16 protein-coding genes are annotated in these 16,996 nt (G+C 67.7%); 9 read left to right on the top strand and 7 right to left on the bottom strand.

Translation table 11 applies throughout. The features are described 5' to 3' along the window. Window positions 1-3: 3 nt before the first annotated feature. Window positions 4-675, bottom strand: coding sequence for a phosphate signaling complex protein PhoU (gene phoU / locus ABTV68_RS15640; protein WP_433674626.1), 672 nt, complete (start codon window positions 673-675; stop codon window positions 4-6). A 195-nt stretch (window positions 676-870) separates the two neighbouring features. On the opposite strand from phoU, the gene ABTV68_RS15635 reads away from it, so the two are divergent. Then, window positions 871-2,328 carry an ATP-binding protein gene (locus ABTV68_RS15635; protein WP_433674625.1) on the top strand — a complete coding sequence of 486 codons (1,458 nt, stop codon included), beginning with the start codon at window positions 871-873 and terminating at the stop codon, window positions 2,326-2,328. Further along, complete coding sequence (locus ABTV68_RS15630) at window positions 2,325-3,008, top strand: winged helix-turn-helix domain-containing protein (protein WP_433674624.1); 684 nt, start codon at window positions 2,325-2,327, stop codon at window positions 3,006-3,008. The genes ABTV68_RS15635 and ABTV68_RS15630 overlap by 4 nt, the downstream gene beginning before the upstream one ends. 57 nt (window positions 3,009-3,065) lie before the next feature. On the opposite strand, the gene ABTV68_RS15625 is transcribed toward ABTV68_RS15630, so the two are convergent. Further along, entirely contained in the window at window positions 3,066-3,545 is a 480-nt protein-coding gene (locus ABTV68_RS15625; RefSeq protein ID WP_433674623.1) for a DNA modification methylase, read from the bottom strand. Window positions 3,546-3,682: 137 nt separating this feature from the next. On the opposite strand from ABTV68_RS15625, the gene ABTV68_RS15620 reads away from it, so the two are divergent. From ABTV68_RS15620 to rlmB, 4 genes are all read left to right on the top strand, one after another. Then, on the top strand, window positions 3,683-4,165 hold the full coding sequence (locus ABTV68_RS15620) for a CarD family transcriptional regulator (RefSeq protein WP_433674622.1): 483 nt from the start codon (window positions 3,683-3,685) through the stop codon (window positions 4,163-4,165). Between the two features lie 445 nt (window positions 4,166-4,610). Beyond that, window positions 4,611-5,822 (top strand): 2-C-methyl-D-erythritol 4-phosphate cytidylyltransferase, encoded by a 1,212-nt coding sequence (ispD, locus tag ABTV68_RS15615; RefSeq protein ID WP_433674621.1) that lies wholly within the window; start codon window positions 4,611-4,613, stop codon window positions 5,820-5,822. A gap of 220 nt (window positions 5,823-6,042) precedes the next feature. Beyond that, window positions 6,043-7,434, top strand: a complete 1,392-nt coding sequence (cysS, locus tag ABTV68_RS15610) for a cysteine--tRNA ligase (RefSeq protein WP_433674620.1) — start codon at window positions 6,043-6,045, stop codon at window positions 7,432-7,434. Continuing rightward, window positions 7,427-8,428 carry a 23S rRNA (guanosine(2251)-2'-O)-methyltransferase RlmB gene (gene rlmB, locus ABTV68_RS15605; protein WP_433674619.1) on the top strand — a complete coding sequence of 334 codons (1,002 nt, stop codon included), beginning with the start codon at window positions 7,427-7,429 and terminating at the stop codon, window positions 8,426-8,428. Before cysS ends, rlmB begins: the two co-directional genes overlap by 8 nt. A 66-nt stretch (window positions 8,429-8,494) precedes the next feature. Here the strand turns inward: rlmB and ABTV68_RS15600 are convergent, their stop codons facing one another. The 4 genes from ABTV68_RS15600 to ABTV68_RS15585 are packed head-to-tail and all read right to left on the bottom strand — an operon-like array spanning window position 8,495 to window position 12,958. Further along, window positions 8,495-9,391, bottom strand: a complete 897-nt coding sequence (locus ABTV68_RS15600) for a carbohydrate ABC transporter permease (protein WP_433674618.1) — start codon at window positions 9,389-9,391, stop codon at window positions 8,495-8,497. After that, window positions 9,388-10,344, bottom strand: a complete 957-nt coding sequence (locus tag ABTV68_RS15595) for a carbohydrate ABC transporter permease (RefSeq protein ID WP_433674617.1) — start codon at window positions 10,342-10,344, stop codon at window positions 9,388-9,390. The genes ABTV68_RS15600 and ABTV68_RS15595 overlap by 4 nt, the downstream gene beginning before the upstream one ends. A 3-nt stretch (window positions 10,345-10,347) precedes the next feature. Further along, complete coding sequence (locus ABTV68_RS15590; protein ID WP_433674616.1) at window positions 10,348-11,673, bottom strand: ABC transporter substrate-binding protein; 1,326 nt, start codon at window positions 11,671-11,673, stop codon at window positions 10,348-10,350. Window positions 11,674-11,725: 52 nt separating this feature from the next. Then, window positions 11,726-12,958, bottom strand: coding sequence for an aminotransferase class V-fold PLP-dependent enzyme (locus ABTV68_RS15585; protein ID WP_433674615.1), 1,233 nt, complete (start codon window positions 12,956-12,958; stop codon window positions 11,726-11,728). Between the two features lie 179 nt (window positions 12,959-13,137). Here ABTV68_RS15585 and ABTV68_RS15580 point away from each other — a divergent pair, with 179 nt between their 5' ends. Then, complete coding sequence (locus ABTV68_RS15580; protein WP_433677627.1) at window positions 13,138-13,812, top strand: FadR/GntR family transcriptional regulator; 675 nt, start codon at window positions 13,138-13,140, stop codon at window positions 13,810-13,812. A 50-nt stretch (window positions 13,813-13,862) separates the two neighbouring features. After that, on the top strand, window positions 13,863-14,501 hold the full coding sequence (locus ABTV68_RS15575) for an NAD(P)-dependent oxidoreductase (RefSeq protein WP_433674614.1): 639 nt from the start codon (window positions 13,863-13,865) through the stop codon (window positions 14,499-14,501). 51 nt (window positions 14,502-14,552) lie between these two features. On the opposite strand, the gene ABTV68_RS15570 is transcribed toward ABTV68_RS15575, so the two are convergent. Beyond that, a complete protein-coding gene (locus ABTV68_RS15570; RefSeq protein ID WP_433674613.1) occupies window positions 14,553-15,656 on the bottom strand; it encodes a citrate/2-methylcitrate synthase in 1,104 nt (367 codons plus the stop codon). Between the two features lie 74 nt (window positions 15,657-15,730). Between ABTV68_RS15570 and ABTV68_RS15565 the strand changes: the two genes are divergently transcribed. Then, a complete protein-coding gene (locus ABTV68_RS15565; RefSeq protein WP_433674612.1) occupies window positions 15,731-16,936 on the top strand; it encodes a citrate synthase in 1,206 nt (401 codons plus the stop codon). Window positions 16,937-16,996 lie beyond the last annotated feature (60 nt).

Below are 16,996 nucleotides of genomic sequence, written 5' to 3'. Positions count from 1 at the left end.
GCGTCAGACGGCGTTCTCGCTCGTCTCGCCCTCCGCCGTCCAGTCGCCCGTGGCGAGGTAGACGGCCTTCTTCGCGACCGACACCGCGTGGTCGGCGAAGCGCTCGTGGTAGCGGCTGGCGAGGGTCGCATCGACCGTCGCTCCGGCCTCGCCCTTCCAGGTGTCGCTCAGAACCTTCTCGAAGACCCGCGCGTGCAGCTCGTCGATGTCATCGTCGAGGTTGCGGATCTCGTCCGCGATCGTCAGGTCCTGCGTGCGGAGCAGGTCGGCCAGCTTCGTGGCGATCTGAACGTCGAGCTCACCCATCGACGTGAAGGTGCTCTTGAGACCCTTCGGGATGGCGCGCTCGGGGAAGCGGTAGCGGGCGAGCTGAGCGATGTGCTCGGCCATGTCGCCCATGCGCTCCAGCGATGCACTCATGCGCAGCGCGGAGACCACCATGCGGAGGTCGCGCGCGACCGGCTGCTGACGGGCGAGGATCTCGATGGCGAGCTCGTCGAGCACGACGGCGCGAGCATCGATCAGACGGTCGTCCTCGATGACCTCCTCGGCCAGCGCGACGTCACTGGTGGCGAACGCCGTGGTCGCCTTCGTGATCGCGATGGTGACGAGCTCGGCGATCTCGACCAGGCGTCCCTGGACGTCGTCGAGGGACTGGTGGAAAACTTCCCGCATGGCTGTGTGCCTTTCACTGTTGCAGGTCTGCGCCGCCCGTGCACTCGCCGGGATCTCCAGGCTGTCGGGCTTCGGCGCAATCAAAACGAGCGAAGGTTAACGATTGGTGCCGCCCGCGTGAATATCCGGCGGCGATGCCTGTGCTGGCGCGGAATCCGGGCTCGTCGGCCTTCGCGGCCAGAATACGCTGTAGTCATGTCCTCCACGCAGCTGGCGATCTTCGCCCTCGCCCTGGGCCTGGTCATCGGCGCTGCCGTCACCGTGGCTCTGGTTGTGGCGCTGCGCGCTCGTGACCGCCACCTGCGCGAAGTCGCCGGCGATGTGCCGGAGGGGATCACCGCCGTACTCGCCGGGATGGACGACGCCGCAGCCGTCTTGGACACCTCGTTTCAGCTGCTGGCCACGTCCACCGCGGCCGGATGGCTGGGTTTCGAGACCGGGCGTGCGCTGGAGAACACGGATCTGCGTGCGCTGGTACGTCGAGCGCGTTCCGCCGGTGGAACGGAGACCGAGACGCTGCGCATCCGGCTGGGGGAGCTGTCTCCCGAGCTTCGTCTGGTGAGCGCTCGGGCCACGGTCCTCAGTGCCCGTCTGACCATGCTGACCGTGCGCGACATCAGTGAGAGCGAACGGCTGGAGCAGATGCGCCACGACTTCGTCTCGAACACGAGTCACGAGTTGAAGACGCCCGTCGGCGCGATCACGCTGCTGTCCGAAGCCGTCGACATGGCAGCGGACGACCCCGATCAGGTACGCGTGTTCGCCGCGCGGCTGCAGGCCGAAGCACGTCGCCTCGGTGGCCTTACCGGCCGCATCATGAGCCTGTCGAAGCTGCAGTCCACCGACGGCCTCTCCGAGGTGCGCGACGTCTCGGTGGATGAGGTCGTCGCCGCGGCGGTGGACGCGAACATCGTCGCCGCGCAGGGAGCGAACGTCGAGCTTCTCCGCGGCGGTGAGCGCGGCCTGTTCGTGCGCGGTGATGCGCAGATCCTCAGCGACGCGCTCGGCAACCTCGTCTCCAACGCCGTGAAGTACTCCGCGCCGGGTTCCCGCGTCGGGATCGGCGTCAAACGCGTGGACGACGTCATCGAGATCGCGGTCGCGGACCAGGGCATCGGCATCGCCGAGGACGATCAGCAGCGCATCTTCGAGCGTTTCTACCGCGCCGATCAGGCGCGCTCGCGCAGCACCGGCGGCACCGGACTCGGGCTCTCGATCGTCAAGCATGCCGTACAGCGCCACGGTGGTGACGTGCGCCTGTGGTCGCGTCCGGGCAAGGGGGCGACGTTCACGATCGTGCTGCCCGCGTCCGAGTCGCCCGCGCACGAGAAAGCGCGAAAGACCGACAAGCCGCGCAAAGCGGACAAGGCCCGCAAGAGCGACGAAGCTCGCAAGGCCGACAAGCTGCGCAAGAAGCAGAAGCGTGAGGATCGGCGCAAGAGCGAAGAGCTCGCCACCGAGACCGCACCGCTGGCCCCCGCTGTGGAGAGCCCCCTCCCGGCATCCGTCCCGATCGTCGCGGACCGCCGTGACCTCGTCGAAGGTTCCGCTCCCGCAGCGCGCCGCGATGAGGTCTCTGCCGACGCGACCGCATCGGCGCCTGTCCCCGTCCCGGCACTGACCGAGACGCAGAACGGAGAGAACCCGTCATGACCCGAGTGCTGCTCATCGAGGACGAGCCCGACCTCGCCGATCCGCTGGCGTATCTGCTGCGTCGGGAGGGATATGAGGTCGAGATCGCCGAAGACGGTCCCGCGGCCCTCGCCGCGTTCCGGGAGCGCGGCGCCGACATCCTGCTGCTCGACCTGATGCTCCCGGGTATGCCCGGTACCGAGGTCGCTCGCCAGGTGCGCACCACGTCGGCGGTTCCGATCATCATGGTCACCGCGAAGGACACCGAGGTGGATATCGTGGTGGGACTCGAGATCGGTGCCGACGACTACGTCACGAAGCCCTACTCCGCGCGCGAGCTGCTGGCCCGCATGCGGGCGGTGCTTCGCCGCACGGCTGCAGCGGAGGCAGACCTCGACGAGCGCCTGCTGCAGGGCGGACGTGTGACCGTGGACCTCGACCGTCACACGGTGTCGGTGGCCGGCAGCGAGATCAACATGCCGCTGAAGGAGTTCGAACTGCTCGAGGTGCTGATGCGCAACGCCGGTCGTGTGCTCACGCGCGGTCAGCTCATCGATCGGGTGTGGGGCAGCGACTACTTCGGTGACACCAAGACGCTGGACGTCCACATCAAGCGCATCCGCTCGCGCATCGAGGAGAACCCCGGACAGCCGGTGATGCTGGTGACCGTCCGCGGTCTGGGATACCGCTTCGAGGCCTGAGCTGAAACGAGAGCGGGCCGCATCCCTTCGGATGCGGCGCGCTCTCGTTGTCTGAGGTCAGTTGGTGGCCGACGGGGTCGGCACGGCCTCTTCAAGGTAGGTGAGGGTGCCGTCGAGCACGGGGACCTCGACGGCCTCCGACGTGCCGTCACCCGAGGTGAACGTGACCTTGACGGTGTCGCCCGCGGCGGTCTTGAGACCGGGGACGTCGAGGTGCTCTCCGTCGACGCCGTAGCTGACGCGCTCGCCGGCCGGAACCGAAACCTTGAGCGGGGCGGAGACACCGTCGACGGCGACCGTGGCGGTCAGGTCTTCCGCGGTGTCGTTGATGAAGACGGCGACCAGGTTGACGGCGTCCTCACCGGTGATGAAGAAAGCGTTGCGGACCAGTACAGGGCCGGAGGCGTTCGGGACGTTGACGCCCTCTGCCGCCGAGTAGGGGATCGTGGTGGCCTGCGGCGAGATCATGCTGCAGCCGGTGGTGCCCAGAATGATGGCGGCACCGAGGGCGATGGACGCGAGAGCGCGCGTGTTCACTGATCCTCCTCAGGATGCTGACGGTCTCCCTCCAGTCTAGGGGTACGGCCGTCGTTCACCGTTCACTCCCACGAGGGCGCAAACCTTAGCGCATATCTGCTGTGGTATTCTGGAGGTTGCCGAAAGGACACAGCTGCATGCTTTTTGAGGTTGGCGAGACCGTCGTCTATCCGCACCACGGTGCTGCGACGATCACCGAGGTGAAGACCCGCGTGATCAAGGGCGTCGAGAAAACGTATCTGAAGCTCCGTGTGACCCAGGGGGACCTCATGATCGAGGTGCCGGCAGACAATGTCGACCTCGTGGGTGTACGTGACGTGATCGGCAAGGAGGGCCTCGAGCGCGTGTTCGAGGTGCTGCGTGCTCCGTTCACCGAGGAGCCCACCAACTGGTCACGCCGTTACAAGGCGAACCTGGAGAAGCTCGCGTCGGGTGACGTGATCAAGGTCAGCGAGGTCGTGCGCGACCTCTGGCGCCGCGATCAGGACCGCGGACTGTCGGCTGGGGAGAAGCGGATGCTGGCCAAGGCGCGCCAGATCCTGATCTCCGAGCTGGCTCTCGCCGAGAAGACCGACGAGGAGAAGGCGTCCAGCCTCCTCGACGAGGTCCTCGCCTCCTGAGATCCTTTCGAACGCCGCCCGTGTACCGGGCGGCGTTCGTCGTTTCCTGGGGACGGTGAACCGCCGGCGTGTCTCCGCGGTGTGAACGGAGGAGATTCGCGTGACGGTAGGGCGCTGCACCGCATTCGGTCCTCGATTCGCGACAATATCCTCGGTTCGCGACACTCACTCCGCCCCGCTTCGAACCGCGACAGAATGCAGTTTGCAGGAGCAGAGGACCGTCACCTCGTGACCTTGCCCATCGTTCACGACGGTGATCCGTGGCGATCCTCCAACGCCTCCGCCTCGCTTCGCTCGCTCAGGGACCGAGAACTGGTGACGAGACTCGAGCGCGCTCACGAACCCGGGGAGCGACGACATAAACTCCGCGCGGAAACCGGCGCGTACCGGGTGCTGCATGAACCGGAACGCGCTACTAGTTGAGTTAGTGGCTTAAATGGTGGGTATGGACTACATCCCTGTTCCCCGAGTGGCCGTCGTGATCGTTGCGGCGGGGGCGGGCACCCGGCTGGGGGCGGGGGAGCCGAAGGCGTTCGTGGGGTTGGATGATCGAACGATCCTGGCGCATGCCCTGGACGGTGTCCTCACGGTGCCGACGCCGATGCAGATCGTCGTGGTGGCCCCGGCGAATCGCGTGGGTGAGGCTACCGCCGAACTGGATGTTCGCGCGGGCGAGCGCCGGCACCTCGCTTCGGTCGTCGTGGGCGGCGACACTCGGCAGGCATCGGTCGCGGCCGGGCTCGCCGCCCTGTGGGGCGACATCGAGGTGGTCCTCGTTCACGACGCCGCCCGGGCCCTCACTCCGCCGGAGGTGTTCGAACGTGTGATCGCGGCGGTCGATGAGACCGGGTGGGGAATCATCCCGGTGATCCCCGTCGTCGACACCCTGAAGCGGGTGGACGGTGCGCGCATCACCGCTGCGGTCGATCGCGCCGAACTTGCGGCCGCGCAGACCCCGCAGGGATTTCGGCGGGACGTGCTTGTCACGTCCTACGCCGCCGCGGGCGAGGAATTCACCGATGACGCAGCCCTGCTGCAGAGCCAGGGCCACACCGTCGGGACGGTCGCGGGTGACGAGCTCTCGTTCAAGATCACGACCCCCGCGGATCTCGAACGCGCGCGACAGCTTGTCGCCCCGTCATCCGCCGGCACGTCTTTGAGCGGAACAGTGCAGCGGGCCCGCCAGGTCACCCCGCGCGTAGGGATCGGGACCGACGTGCACGCTTTCACGGATCAGGGAACGCTGTGGCTCGCGGGCCTGGAATGGCCGGGCGAGTCGGCGTTGGAGGGACACTCGGACGGCGATGCCGTGGCGCACGCAATCGTCGACGCGCTGCTCTCGGCGGCGGGTCTCGGGGACATCGGGGCGCACTTCGGGACCGCGCGACCCGAGTTCGCCGGAGCTCACGGTGCCGCCTTCCTCGCCGAGACTCGGCGGATCGTCGAGCGCGCCGGATTCCGCATTGGCAACGTCGCGGTTCAGGTGCAGGCGGCGCGGCCGAAGTTCGCCCCGCGCCGCGCGGAGGCGGAGCAGGTGCTGTCGGACGTGCTCGGCGCTCCGGTGTCCGTGTCCGCCACGACGACCGATGGACTGGGATTCGTCGGCGCGGCAGAGGGCGTCCAGGCCTTCGCCGTCGCGATGCTGGTCGCAGCCTGAGTTCGCGGGTCGGGTGCGCAGGCTGGCTTCGCAGCGTGGGTTCGCAGCCCGAGTTGGCTGCCTGGGTTCGTGGCGTGGGTTCGCAGCCTGAGGTCGCGGGTCGGTTTCATCCTTGGGTTCGCGCGTGGCACCGCTGGCCGGCACCTCAGCCCGGCGCCGGCAGGATGCCCGTGATGTCACAGCCCAGCGGGTTCCCGGGCCGCGCCGGTAGGCTGGAGGGGTGACTCTGCACCTCCACGACACGCGCACCCAGACGCTGCGCGAATTCGTCCCGCTCGATCCTACGAACGTGACGATGTACGTCTGTGGTCCCACGGTGCAGTCGGGCCCGCACATCGGCCACGTTCGCGCGGCGCTCGGCTTCGACCTCCTGCGCCGCTGGCTGGAGTACAGCTACGGGCGCGTTACGTTCGTGCGCAACGTCACCGACATCGACGACAAGGTCCTCACCAACGCCACCGACACCGAGGAGTGGTGGGCGCGGGCGTACCGCATGGAGCGCGAGTTCACCGCGGCCTACGAGGCCGTCGGGATCCTCACGCCCACGTACGAGCCGCGCGCCACGGCGTCGATCCCGCAGATGCAGGAGCTCATCCAGCGCCTCATCGACGCAGGCCATGCCTACGCGGCCGCCGGGGACGTCTACTTCGATGTGCGTTCGTGGCCGAGCTACGGCGAGCTGACGCACCAGTCCGTCGATGCGATGGAGGACGCCGCCGACGCGGACCCGCGCGGAAAGCGCGACCCGCACGACTTCGCGCTCTGGAAGGGCGCGAAGGAGGGCGAACCCGCCTCGGCGATCTGGGATTCCCCGTGGGGCGCCGGTCGTCCCGGCTGGCACATCGAGTGCTCCGCCATGTCGCGCCGCTACCTCGGTCCGCAGTTCGACATCCACGGCGGCGGACTGGACCTGCGTTTCCCACACCACGAGAACGAGCTGGCGCAGTCGACCGCGGCGGGCGATCCGTTCGCGACGTACTGGGTGCACAACGGCCTGGTGACCGTCGGCGGACAGAAGATGTCCAAGTCGCTCGGCAACTTCACGCTCGCCGAGGACGTGCTGGCCGAGCGGGACCCGCAGGTGGTGCGCTATGCGCTTGCCGCAGCCCACTACCGCTCGACGCTCGATCTCACGGCATCGTCCTACGACGAGGCGGAGGCGGCGCTGGGGCGCATCACCGGCTTCTTCCGTCGCGCAGCACGCACGTTCCCGGAGACGGTGGCGGCGGCCACCATCGACGAGCTGCCCGCGGAGTTCACGGCCGCGATGGACGATGACCTGAACGTGCCGCAAGCGCTCGCCGTCATTCATGAGACGGTGCGCACGGGCAACTCCGCGATCGACGCCGGAGATGGTGCCGCGGCGGCGTTCGCTGCCGAGAGCGTGCGGTTGATGATGCAGATCCTGGGGCTCGACATCGATGAGCCCGCGACCGCAGGAGCGGAGCGGGTCGCACTCGACTCCCTCATGGAATCACTGATCTCGCAGCGTGCGCAGGCGCGCGCTGACAAGGACTGGGGTGCGGCAGACCGCATCCGAGACGCACTCGCCGCAGCCGGCATCGCGCTGGAGGATGCGGCGGACGGAACACACTGGAGTATCAATGGCTAAGCCAGGACGCCCCGGCGCACGTCGCGCCGCGAGCAAGAAGGGTGCCACCAAGGGCACCGGCGGCCTCGGCCGCAAGGCCCTCGAAGGACGCGGACCCACCCCGAAGGCGGAGGATCGCGCCTGGCACCCCGCCGGCAAGCGCAAGGCCGCGGCTGAGCGCTACGCCGCCGCCGGTGGCAAGGGCAAGCCCGGTCAGAAGCCGCAGGGGAACATCAACCGCGGATCGCGCGCGAAGTCGACCGACGACACCGAGACCGTCACCGGACGCAACTCGGTGCTCGAGGCGATGCGGACGAAGATCCCCGCGACGGCGTTCTACATCGCCCAGCGCGTGGAGATGGACGACCGCGTCAAGGAGATGCTGGCGATCGCTCGTCACCGTGACATCCCCGTCATGGAGGTCACGCGCCAGGAGCTGGACCGCATGGCCGGTTTCGACGGTGTGCACCAGGGCGTTGCACTGAAAGTGCCGCCGTACGAGTACGAGCACCCGCAGGACGTCCTGGAAGCGGTCCTGAACCGCAACGAGACGCCGCTGTTCGTGGCGCTGGACGGAATCACCGACCCCCGCAACCTCGGCGCGATCATCCGCTCGACCGCGGCGTTCGGCGGCCAGGCGGTCATCCTTCCGCAGCGCCGCTCCGCAAGCGTGAACTCCGCCGCATGGAAGACGTCCGCCGGTGCTGCCGCTCGCATCCCGGTCGCGATCGCCCCGAATCTCACGAACACCCTCAAGGAGTTCAAGAAGCAGGGCGTGTTCATCCTCGGCCTCGATGGCGACGGCGACGTGCAGCTCCCGCAGCTGGAGCTGGCCGATCGGCCCGTGGTGATCGTCGTGGGCTCCGAGGGCAAGGGCCTGTCGCGTCTGGTGACCGAGCACTGCGACCAGATCGTCTCCATTCCGATCTCTGCCGCCACCGAGTCGCTGAACGCCGGTATCGCCACGTCCGTGGCGCTGTACCAGGTGGCGACGATGCGCCAGGCGGCCGAGTGATCATCTGCCACTGAACGAGTGATGCCCGGTCCAGAAGGACCGGGCATCACTCGTTTCAGGCACGCGTCACTCCTTGACGGCACCGGAGGTGAGACCGGCGACGATCCACCGGCTCGCCAGGGCGAACAGCACCATCGTGGGCAGCACCGTCAGCACAGCGGCTGCGGCCATCGGGCCCCAGTCGATGTTGAACGTCGAGATGAAGCCGTTGAGGGCCGCGGGAATCGTCTTGTTCGCGTCGGAGTTGATCAGGATCACCGACAGGAACAGCTCGTTCCAGCAGTTGACGAAGTTGAAGATGAACGCCGCGATGATGCCGGGCATCATCACCGGAACCAGCACCCGGAAGAGGGCGCCGAGACGGGAGCAGCCGTCCACCATCGCCGCTTCCTCCAGCGCATCCGGGACGTTCTCGAAGAACCCGCGGAGCATGATCGTGGAGAACGGGATGCACATGGCGACGTACACCAGGAGCAGTCCGAACTTGTTGTCCACGAGGCCGAGGCTGGACATCATCGAGTACAGCGGTCCCAGCGCGATGAACGCCGGGATCATCTGCGTCACGAGGAACGCCAGCATGACGGCGCCGCGGCCACGGAACTGGAACCGCGCCAGCACGTAGGCGCTGAGCAGGGCGATCACCGTGGCTCCGAGTCCTGCCACCACGGCGACGAGCGCCGAGTTGGCGAGGAAGCCGCCGAAGTTCGACTTCTCGAACAGGCCGACGTAGTTCTCGGTCGTGGGCTCAGTGGGCCAGTACTCCAGCGGGAAACGACTGATCGAGCCGGGCGACTTGAACGACGTCACCAGGATCCAGTAGAGCGGGAACAGCGTGATGATCAGCCAGACGGCCAGCCCGATCACCTTGATGATGCCGCCCACGGTGACCTTCGGGCGGCCGGTCGGGCGGGTGACGGGCACCGACTTCGTGCCGGTGACGATGGTGCGCGTGGTGTCGGTCATCGCTTGTTCACCCTTCCCATCGCCATCAGGTAGAAGGCGCAGAACACCAGCAGGAACGCCATCACCAGCAGGCCGATCGCGCTGGACAGGCCGTAGTTGCCCAGCTGCGTGTACTTGATCATCCAGGTGGTGATGATGTCGGTGCGGTTGGCCGGACCGCCGCCGGTCATCGCGTAGATGATGTCGGGGAAGTTGAAGATCCAGATGATGCGCAGCAGCACGGTCAACAGCAGCGTGGTGGAGATGTACGGGATGATCACTGAGAACAGCTGCCGAGCCTTGCCGGCGCCATCGAGGCTGGCTGCCTCCAAGAGCTCGTCCGGCACCGACTGCAGTGCGGCGAGGATCATGATCGCGAAGAACGTGACGCCGTACCAGACGTTGGCGACGATCACAGAGGTCATCGCGAGACTCGGATCCGCCAACCACGGCACGGGCTGCGAGATGATCCCGGCCTTCATCAGCAGGTCGTTGAAGACGCCGAACTCCGCGTTGAACATCCAGCGGAACAGCAGACCGATGAGGAAGCCGGACACCGCCCACGGGTAGAACACGAGCGCCTGATACACCCCGCGGAAGCGGAACTTCTTGCGCAGCCAGAGCGCGAGGATGAATCCGATCACCAGCTGCGGGATGATCGACCCGACCACCCACATCACGGTGTTGCCCGCCACGATCGGGAAGGCCGGATCCTGGAACACGGTGACGAAGTTCTGCAGACCCACCCACGGGGTCGACGTCAGGTCCCACGTGTTCCAGTCGCGGAAGGCCATCTGCGCGCCCTGCAGCATCGGCAGGTAGGTGAACCAGACGACGAACACGATGGCCGGAACCATGAACAGGAACAGCGACAGCGCGGTCTTCGCACCGAAGGTGCGGCGCCGAGTGCCGCCGCGGGGGGCCGCACCGCGGGAAGCGGTGCGGCCCTCACGGGTGAGCGAATCCGCAGTCACGGATCAGCCCTTCTCCGATGCGAGCTTCTCGGTCCAGTACGTGTCCCAGCCCGCCAGCATGTCGGAGGTGGTCATCGAACCCAGCAGCACGTTCTGGATGTCCTTGTCGGCGCGCTGGATCCAGTCGGTCCACCAGGAGACGCCACGCGGCTGGATGACGTTCACGTAGGTGTCCGGGTCCTGCGTCATCGTCACGTAGCTGGCCCACGGACCCTCCTTGTAGAAGGGGTCATCGGAGGCCGCGGCGATGATCGGCACCAGGCTGTTCTTCTGAGCGAAGGTGACGGCGGCATCGCCCGAGGCGAGGAACTCGACGAGCTTGACGGCCTCGGCCTTGTGCTTGCTCGACTCGGAGACGCCCCAGCCGGCGGTGGCGAGCGGCTGAGCCGCCTTGCCGGTCGGGCCGACCAGCAGCGGAGCGGTGGACCACTGGTCGGCTGTCAGCGTGGTGGATGCCTGCACGGTGGCGATCACCTCGGGGTCCTGCAGCAGGAACGCCGTGGAGCCGTTGGTGAAGCCCTCGACCATCTCCGGGTAACCCCACGAGACGGCCGACGGCGGCGAGCCCTTCTTGAACAGCTCGAGGTACAGATCCATCGCGTCCTGAGCCTCGGGAGCGGAGAAGATCGTCTTGCCGCTCTTCAGCAGGAACGCGTTCTTGTCGTCGAGCTGGTCGGCGGTGTACGCCTCGATGATCGCGACCGCGTTGCTGTTGGCGTTGGTGCCGCCACGGAACGCATAGCCGTACTGGTTCTTGCTCGGGTCCTGAATCTTCTCGGCCTGGGCCAGCAGATCCTCCCAGCTGTGCGGCGCGGCGTCGAAGCCCGCGTCCTTCACCAGGTCGGTGCGGTAGAACAGCGACAGACCGTAGAAGCCGTACGGCAGGAACCACGTCTTGCCGTCGGTGACCGCCGCGCTCTTCGCGTTGTCGGTCAGGGCGTCCCAGCCATCCCAGCCCTCCAGATCGCTGGTCATGTCGTAGATCCACTTGTTGTTGGTGAACGGACCGACGGTGATATCGCGAACCTCGAGGACGTCGATCCCGTTGCCGGCCTGCAGCATCTGCTGGATCTTCTGATCGGCCTGCTCGGTGGGCGGCGAGACGAGGTCGACCTTCACGCCGGGATTGGCGGCTTCGAATTCGTCCAGCAGTCCGCGGATCAGCTCGGTTCGGGCGGGATTGGTGAGGCTCTCGACCATCTGGAGAGTGACGTCGCCTCCGGCCTCGCCGGAATCCGATGTGTCGCCGGAGCCGCCGGAGCAGGCCGTCAGAGCAAGGGCGGCGACGATGCCTCCCGAGACGACGGCGGCCATGCGTGTGCGCTTCATGGTGCTTCCTTTCGTTGGTGCTGTGGTTGTGTGAGGTGAGAAGTCACGGCGCTCAGGCGAGCGCCTCGGCACGCCGTTCGGCGGCCAGTTCGAGGATCACCGGGATGCAGCGATCGATGAATCCGTGGAAGTCCTCGGGCAGCGTGTACAGATGTGCCGAGAGGCGGAGGTATCCGATGCCCTCGAAACTCGTGAACGCGGTCTCCACGCCGACCCGGTCGATCATCTGCATGCGCAGCTCATCGGCGTCCTCGCGGCGTCGGCCGAGGCCATCGGGAAGACGCACCAGTCGCATCGAGGCGACGGGCATCCCGACGTCCGGGGTCGCCGGACCCGAGATGTGCTCGCTCATCGCTTCGCCGATGACCGCGGCACCGTAGTCGGCGAGCTCGGACATGGTCGCGCGCGTGCGCTCCCAGCCGTATTCGCGCTCGATGACGTCGACGGCGTCGGGGGCAGCGATCCATGCGGTGGCATCCGCCGTGCCCTGCGAGTCGAAACGCAGGGGCCACGGGTCATCGCCACCCCAGGAGTCGATCAGCGGCCACAGGTCCTCGCGATCCGGTGCCTGCGTCACCAGGAGCGCCGACCCGCGAGGGGCGCACGGCCACTTGTGCAGGTTGCCGAACCACCAGTCGCCGCCCCCCGCCGTTGCCGCGTCGGGCACGAGGCCGGGGGCGTGAGCGCCGTCGACGAGGACACGCACGCCGTGCCGGTGCGCGAGATCTGTGATGGCTCGGGTGGGGAAGAAGCGGGCGGTGGGGGAGGTGATCTGGTCCACGACGATGAGTCGTGTCCGCGTCGTGATCGCCTCATCGAACCGCCCGAGGATCTCCTCTTCACTAGCATCCAGCGGCAGCGCCACGGTGACGATCCGTGCACCCCAGCGCAGCGCCAGTCGGCGCGCTCCCATGGTGATGGCGCCGTAGCCGTGATCGGTCACGAGGATCTCATCGCCCGCCTCGAGCCGGAGACTGTTGAAGACGACGGTGGCGCCGGCGGAGGCGTTGGTCACGAAGGCCGTGTCCGCAGGGTCCGCTCCGACGAAGCCGGCGATCCGCTCTCGCGCGTGTCCCACCAGTTCCGGCACCCGCGGGAACCAGTCCACCGGGTTGCGGTCGGCGCGCAGGCGCAGGGCGTCCTGCACGGCGACGACCTCGTTCATCACGGCACCGAAGGAGCCGTGATTGAGGTGGACGACCTCGGGATCCAGCGGCCAGGCGTCGCGTGCGGCGATACCGGAGCGGAGGATGACCGGGGCGGGACGGTCGGGGAGAGGGGGCATGCCGGCCTTTCTGTCATCGGACAACATCGGTGTTGAACGGGGGCTATGCGTGAAAACATAGCTCAAACTTTGAGATTTGTCCGATGACTTCTGTTAAATCCGTGTGACGATAGGGTCACAGGGGGAGAGGGAGGTGGCGGATGGGTGCCGTGGACACCGCGCTTCGCGGCCTACGCGTGATGATCGCCGACGGCACGCTGCGACCGGGAGATCGGCTCCCGTCGGAAGGTGAACTGAGCGAGCGGCTCGGCGTCGCGCGCGGATCGATCCGGGAGGCGACGCGCATGCTGGCCGCCTTCGGGGTGGTCGAGACACGCCACGGCTCCGGCACCTATGTGGGCTCTCTCACAGCGGCCGACGTGATCAGCAGCATGACGCTCACGGTCGGCCTGTTGCCCTTGGAATCCGTCATCGAACTGTATGAGTTGCGGAAGGTGCTCGACGCGCACGCCGCGTCGCTCGCGGCCGCCCGACACGTACCCTCCGACATCGACGAGCTGAGCGGCTATCTCGAGCAGATGGAAGGCAGCGACGACGACAACGTCCACTCCCTGCTGGATCACAGCTTCCACATGCGGATCGCCGAGATCGCGGGCGTCCCGGCCGTGGAGGCGATGCTCGGTGTGCTGCGCTCGCGGTCGCGCTCGTACCGGATCTTCGAAAGCGCATCGGCGGCGGAGATCAAGCGGCTCTCCAACGAGGGCCACCGCGCGATTCTCGATGCGATCGCCCGCCGTGACGCTCCGTCAGCGGCCGCGGCCGCGGTGGCGCACGCGGCGCAGACCGAGCACTGGCTGCGGCAACTGCGTCCTCCTGCCCGCGCGAATTCTGAGGATATGCCGAACGGGGAATGAATCGGCGTCGAGGTCGCGTTGGAGTCCTCGGATCGACGAAAGGATTCCCCATGGCACGCATCGCCGTCATCGGTGGCACCGGTTACTCCGGCAGCCACATCGCCGCAGAGGCCGTAGCTCGCGGTCACCAGGTCACCTCGTTCTCCCGTTCGGCTCCCACTGAGCCGCTCGAGGGCGTGGCGTACCAGACCGGCAGCATCGAGCAGCCGCAGGCGCTCGTGGACGCGATCGGCGATGTCGACGTCGTCGTTTTCGCCGTGTCTCCTCGCGGCGGCATGGAGGGCAAGACGCGCTCCGGTATCCGGGAGACCGTCGAGCTGCTTCCCGCATCGGTGCGCGTCGGTGTCATCGGCGGTGCCGGTTCATCCCTCGTCGCCCCGGGCGGCCCGCGCGTGATGGATGAGGGCTTCCCGCCCGAGATCCTTCCCGAGGCCACCGAGATCGGCGGCGTGCTGGATGACCTGCGCGAGCGCGGTGAAGCCAACGAGTGGTTCTTCGTCCACCCGGCCGGCAGCTACGGCTCGTGGGCTCCCGGTGAGCGCACCGGTTCGTACCGCATCGGTGGCGACGTCATCGTCGTGGATGAGAACGGCGAGTCGAAGATCGGCGGCGAGGACTTCGCGATCGCGGTCGTGGACGAGATCGAGAACCGCAAGTACGTCGCGGAGCGCTTCACGGTCGGCTACTGAGCCGAGACGGATCGAGGGGCCGCTCCACAGGGAGCGGCCCTTCGACGTTTCTCAGGCGAGTTCGGGACCGACGTAGCGCGCGGAGGGTCGGATGATCTTCGACTCCGCGGCCTGCTCGAGGATGTGCGCGCTCCAACCCGCGGCGCGTGCCACGGCGAACGTGGGCGTGAACATCTCACGCGGCACGCCGCACGCCTCCATCACCACGGCGGCATAGAACTCGAGATTGATATGCAGCGCGCGTCCCGGCTTGAGTTCGGCGAGCACACGCTCGGCGACGGCTTCGAATCGCAGCGCCTGCTCGACGCGCGCCCCGCCGAGGCCGAGGGCGACCTCCTTCAGTAGTTCCGAGCGCGGGTCGACCGTTCGATACACGGGATGTCCGAACCCCATGAGGCGCTCTCCGGCGGCGACCTTCTCGCGCAGGAGCCGTTCGGTGCGGGCGTCATCGCCGTCTCCGATTTCGTCGAGCGCCTCCAGCGCGCGTGCCGGCGCGCCCCCGTGCAGCGGGCCGGTGAGGGAGCCGATGGCACCGGCGAAGCACGCGGCCGCACTTGCACCGGTGGAGGCTATCACGCGCGCCGTGAAGGTCGAGGCGTTGAATCCGTGGTCCATCGCGGCCACCAGATACGCGGACAAGGCCGAGACCTGAGCGTCGGAGGGGCTCGATCCGCCGACGGCACGCAGGTAGCGCGCGACGAAACCACGATCGTCGTCCGCGGATCCGGCGATGATGACCGGGGTGATCGCCGCCAGGGCCACCGTCTGGCGTGTCCGCTCGTCAGCGGCCAGATCGTAGAGCGCGCCGAAGCCACACGCCGCAGCTGCCAGAGGCCAGGCCGCCGTGAGACGTGCCGCCGCGTCGACGGGCGGCAGCGCCGCGAGCACGTCAGTCACGGCGGGATCCTGCTGGGCTGCCGACAGTGCGGCGCTCCAGTCGGCGCTCTCTGCGGTATCGGGAAGGTTCCCGTGCACCAGGTGGAACCAGGCGTCTTCGAACGAGACCGTTCGCGCGAGTACCGCGGCGTCGTGCTGACGGTACTGGTACCGCCCCGCGTTGCCGTCCACTCGGCTGATCGACGTGTCGGTCACGGCCACATTCGTCAAGCCGCGGGGCACCTCGATGAGGGTGTCGTCCATTCGATCGATTCGCATGATTCTCTCCTCTGCTGGTGTGTCGCCTCAGCTTGTTCCGTGACCAGCGGAGGAGCACTATTGATTCGATCAACATGGACGACCTGCCTCAGCTCACCACCGCAGAAGCAGCCGCGCGTCTCGGCGTCAAGCCCGCCAGCCTCTATGCATACGTCTCGCGCGGTCTGCTGGTCAGCGTGCGAACGGCACACGGTTCGCGCTTCGACGCGCTGGAGATCGAACGGTTCGCCCGTTCACGCCGACGCGCGGAGCCCGTCGGCGTGGTTCCGGGTTCACCGCTGATGGTGCTCGATACCGATATCGCCCTGATCGAAGACGGGAATCTGTACTTCCGCGGCCGCGATGCCCTCGAACTGACACGCGAGTGGTCCTTCGAGCGGATCGCACGGTGGATCTGGGGGCGACCCGACGACGCCGATGGCGCGTTCGCCGTCGAGCCGGATGCGCTGGCGGCAGCTGAGCAGTTGGCGTCCGCCGTGCCCGGTGAGGACTCGCTGGCGAGGCTGCAGGCGGCGGTGCTGGCGCTGGGGGCGCGAGCGGGTGCGGCAGACGCCGTCGCCACGCCGGAGGCAGCGTTTCGCGCCGGGGAGCGTCTGCTCGCGGTGCTGCCGCGAGTCGTCGGTGACTCCGTTCCCGACGACAGGGCCCCATCGGTTGCCGAGATCCTTGCTGCGGCGTTGGTCCATGACGGCACGTCGGATCCGACGCTGGTGCGCGTCGTGGATCGCGCGCTGGCGCTGGCCGTGGATCACGACCTCGCGGTATCCACGCTTGCCGCGCGCGTGGCCGCCAGTGCTCGCGGATCGGCGTACTCCAGCGTGTTGGCGGCGTTGGCGGCCTTCGATTCGCCGCTGCATGGCACGGTGAGCCGCGACGCCGTCGCACTTCTGCGGCGGGTGCATGCGGGGGAGTCGCCGTCGAGAGCGATGCGAACGGCTGCGAGCTCGCGAGCCGGGGTGCCCGGGTTCGGACACCGCATCTACCGCGGACCGGACCCGCGTGCCGTCGCACTCCTGGAGGACGTCGCCGTGCTGGACTCTGACGGCTCGGTTCTCAACGCTGTCGCGGAGCTGCGTACCGCCGTGTACGACCGCGTCGGACTGCACCCGAACATCGACCTCGCGCTGGCGGCGCTCGTGCTCGCCGGCGGTCTGCGTGATGACGCGGGTGTGGTGCTGTTCGGAATCGGCCGCGTGGTCGGGTGGATCGCGCACATCGCCGATGAGTATCAGCGTGCACCGATGCGTCTGCGTCCGCAGGGACGATACGTCGGGCCCTGAGGCGGAGGCGCGGCTCTGCGTTGGTGCAGCTCAGGCGTCGAGTCAGCGCCGAAAGTGAGA

This window comes from Microbacterium gorillae (assembly GCF_050990725.1).
Lineage (GTDB): Bacteria > Actinomycetota > Actinomycetes > Actinomycetales > Microbacteriaceae > Microbacterium > Microbacterium gorillae_A.
The sequence above is the reverse complement of the archived record's forward strand: the minus strand, read 5'-3'. Positions and strand labels throughout refer to the sequence as shown.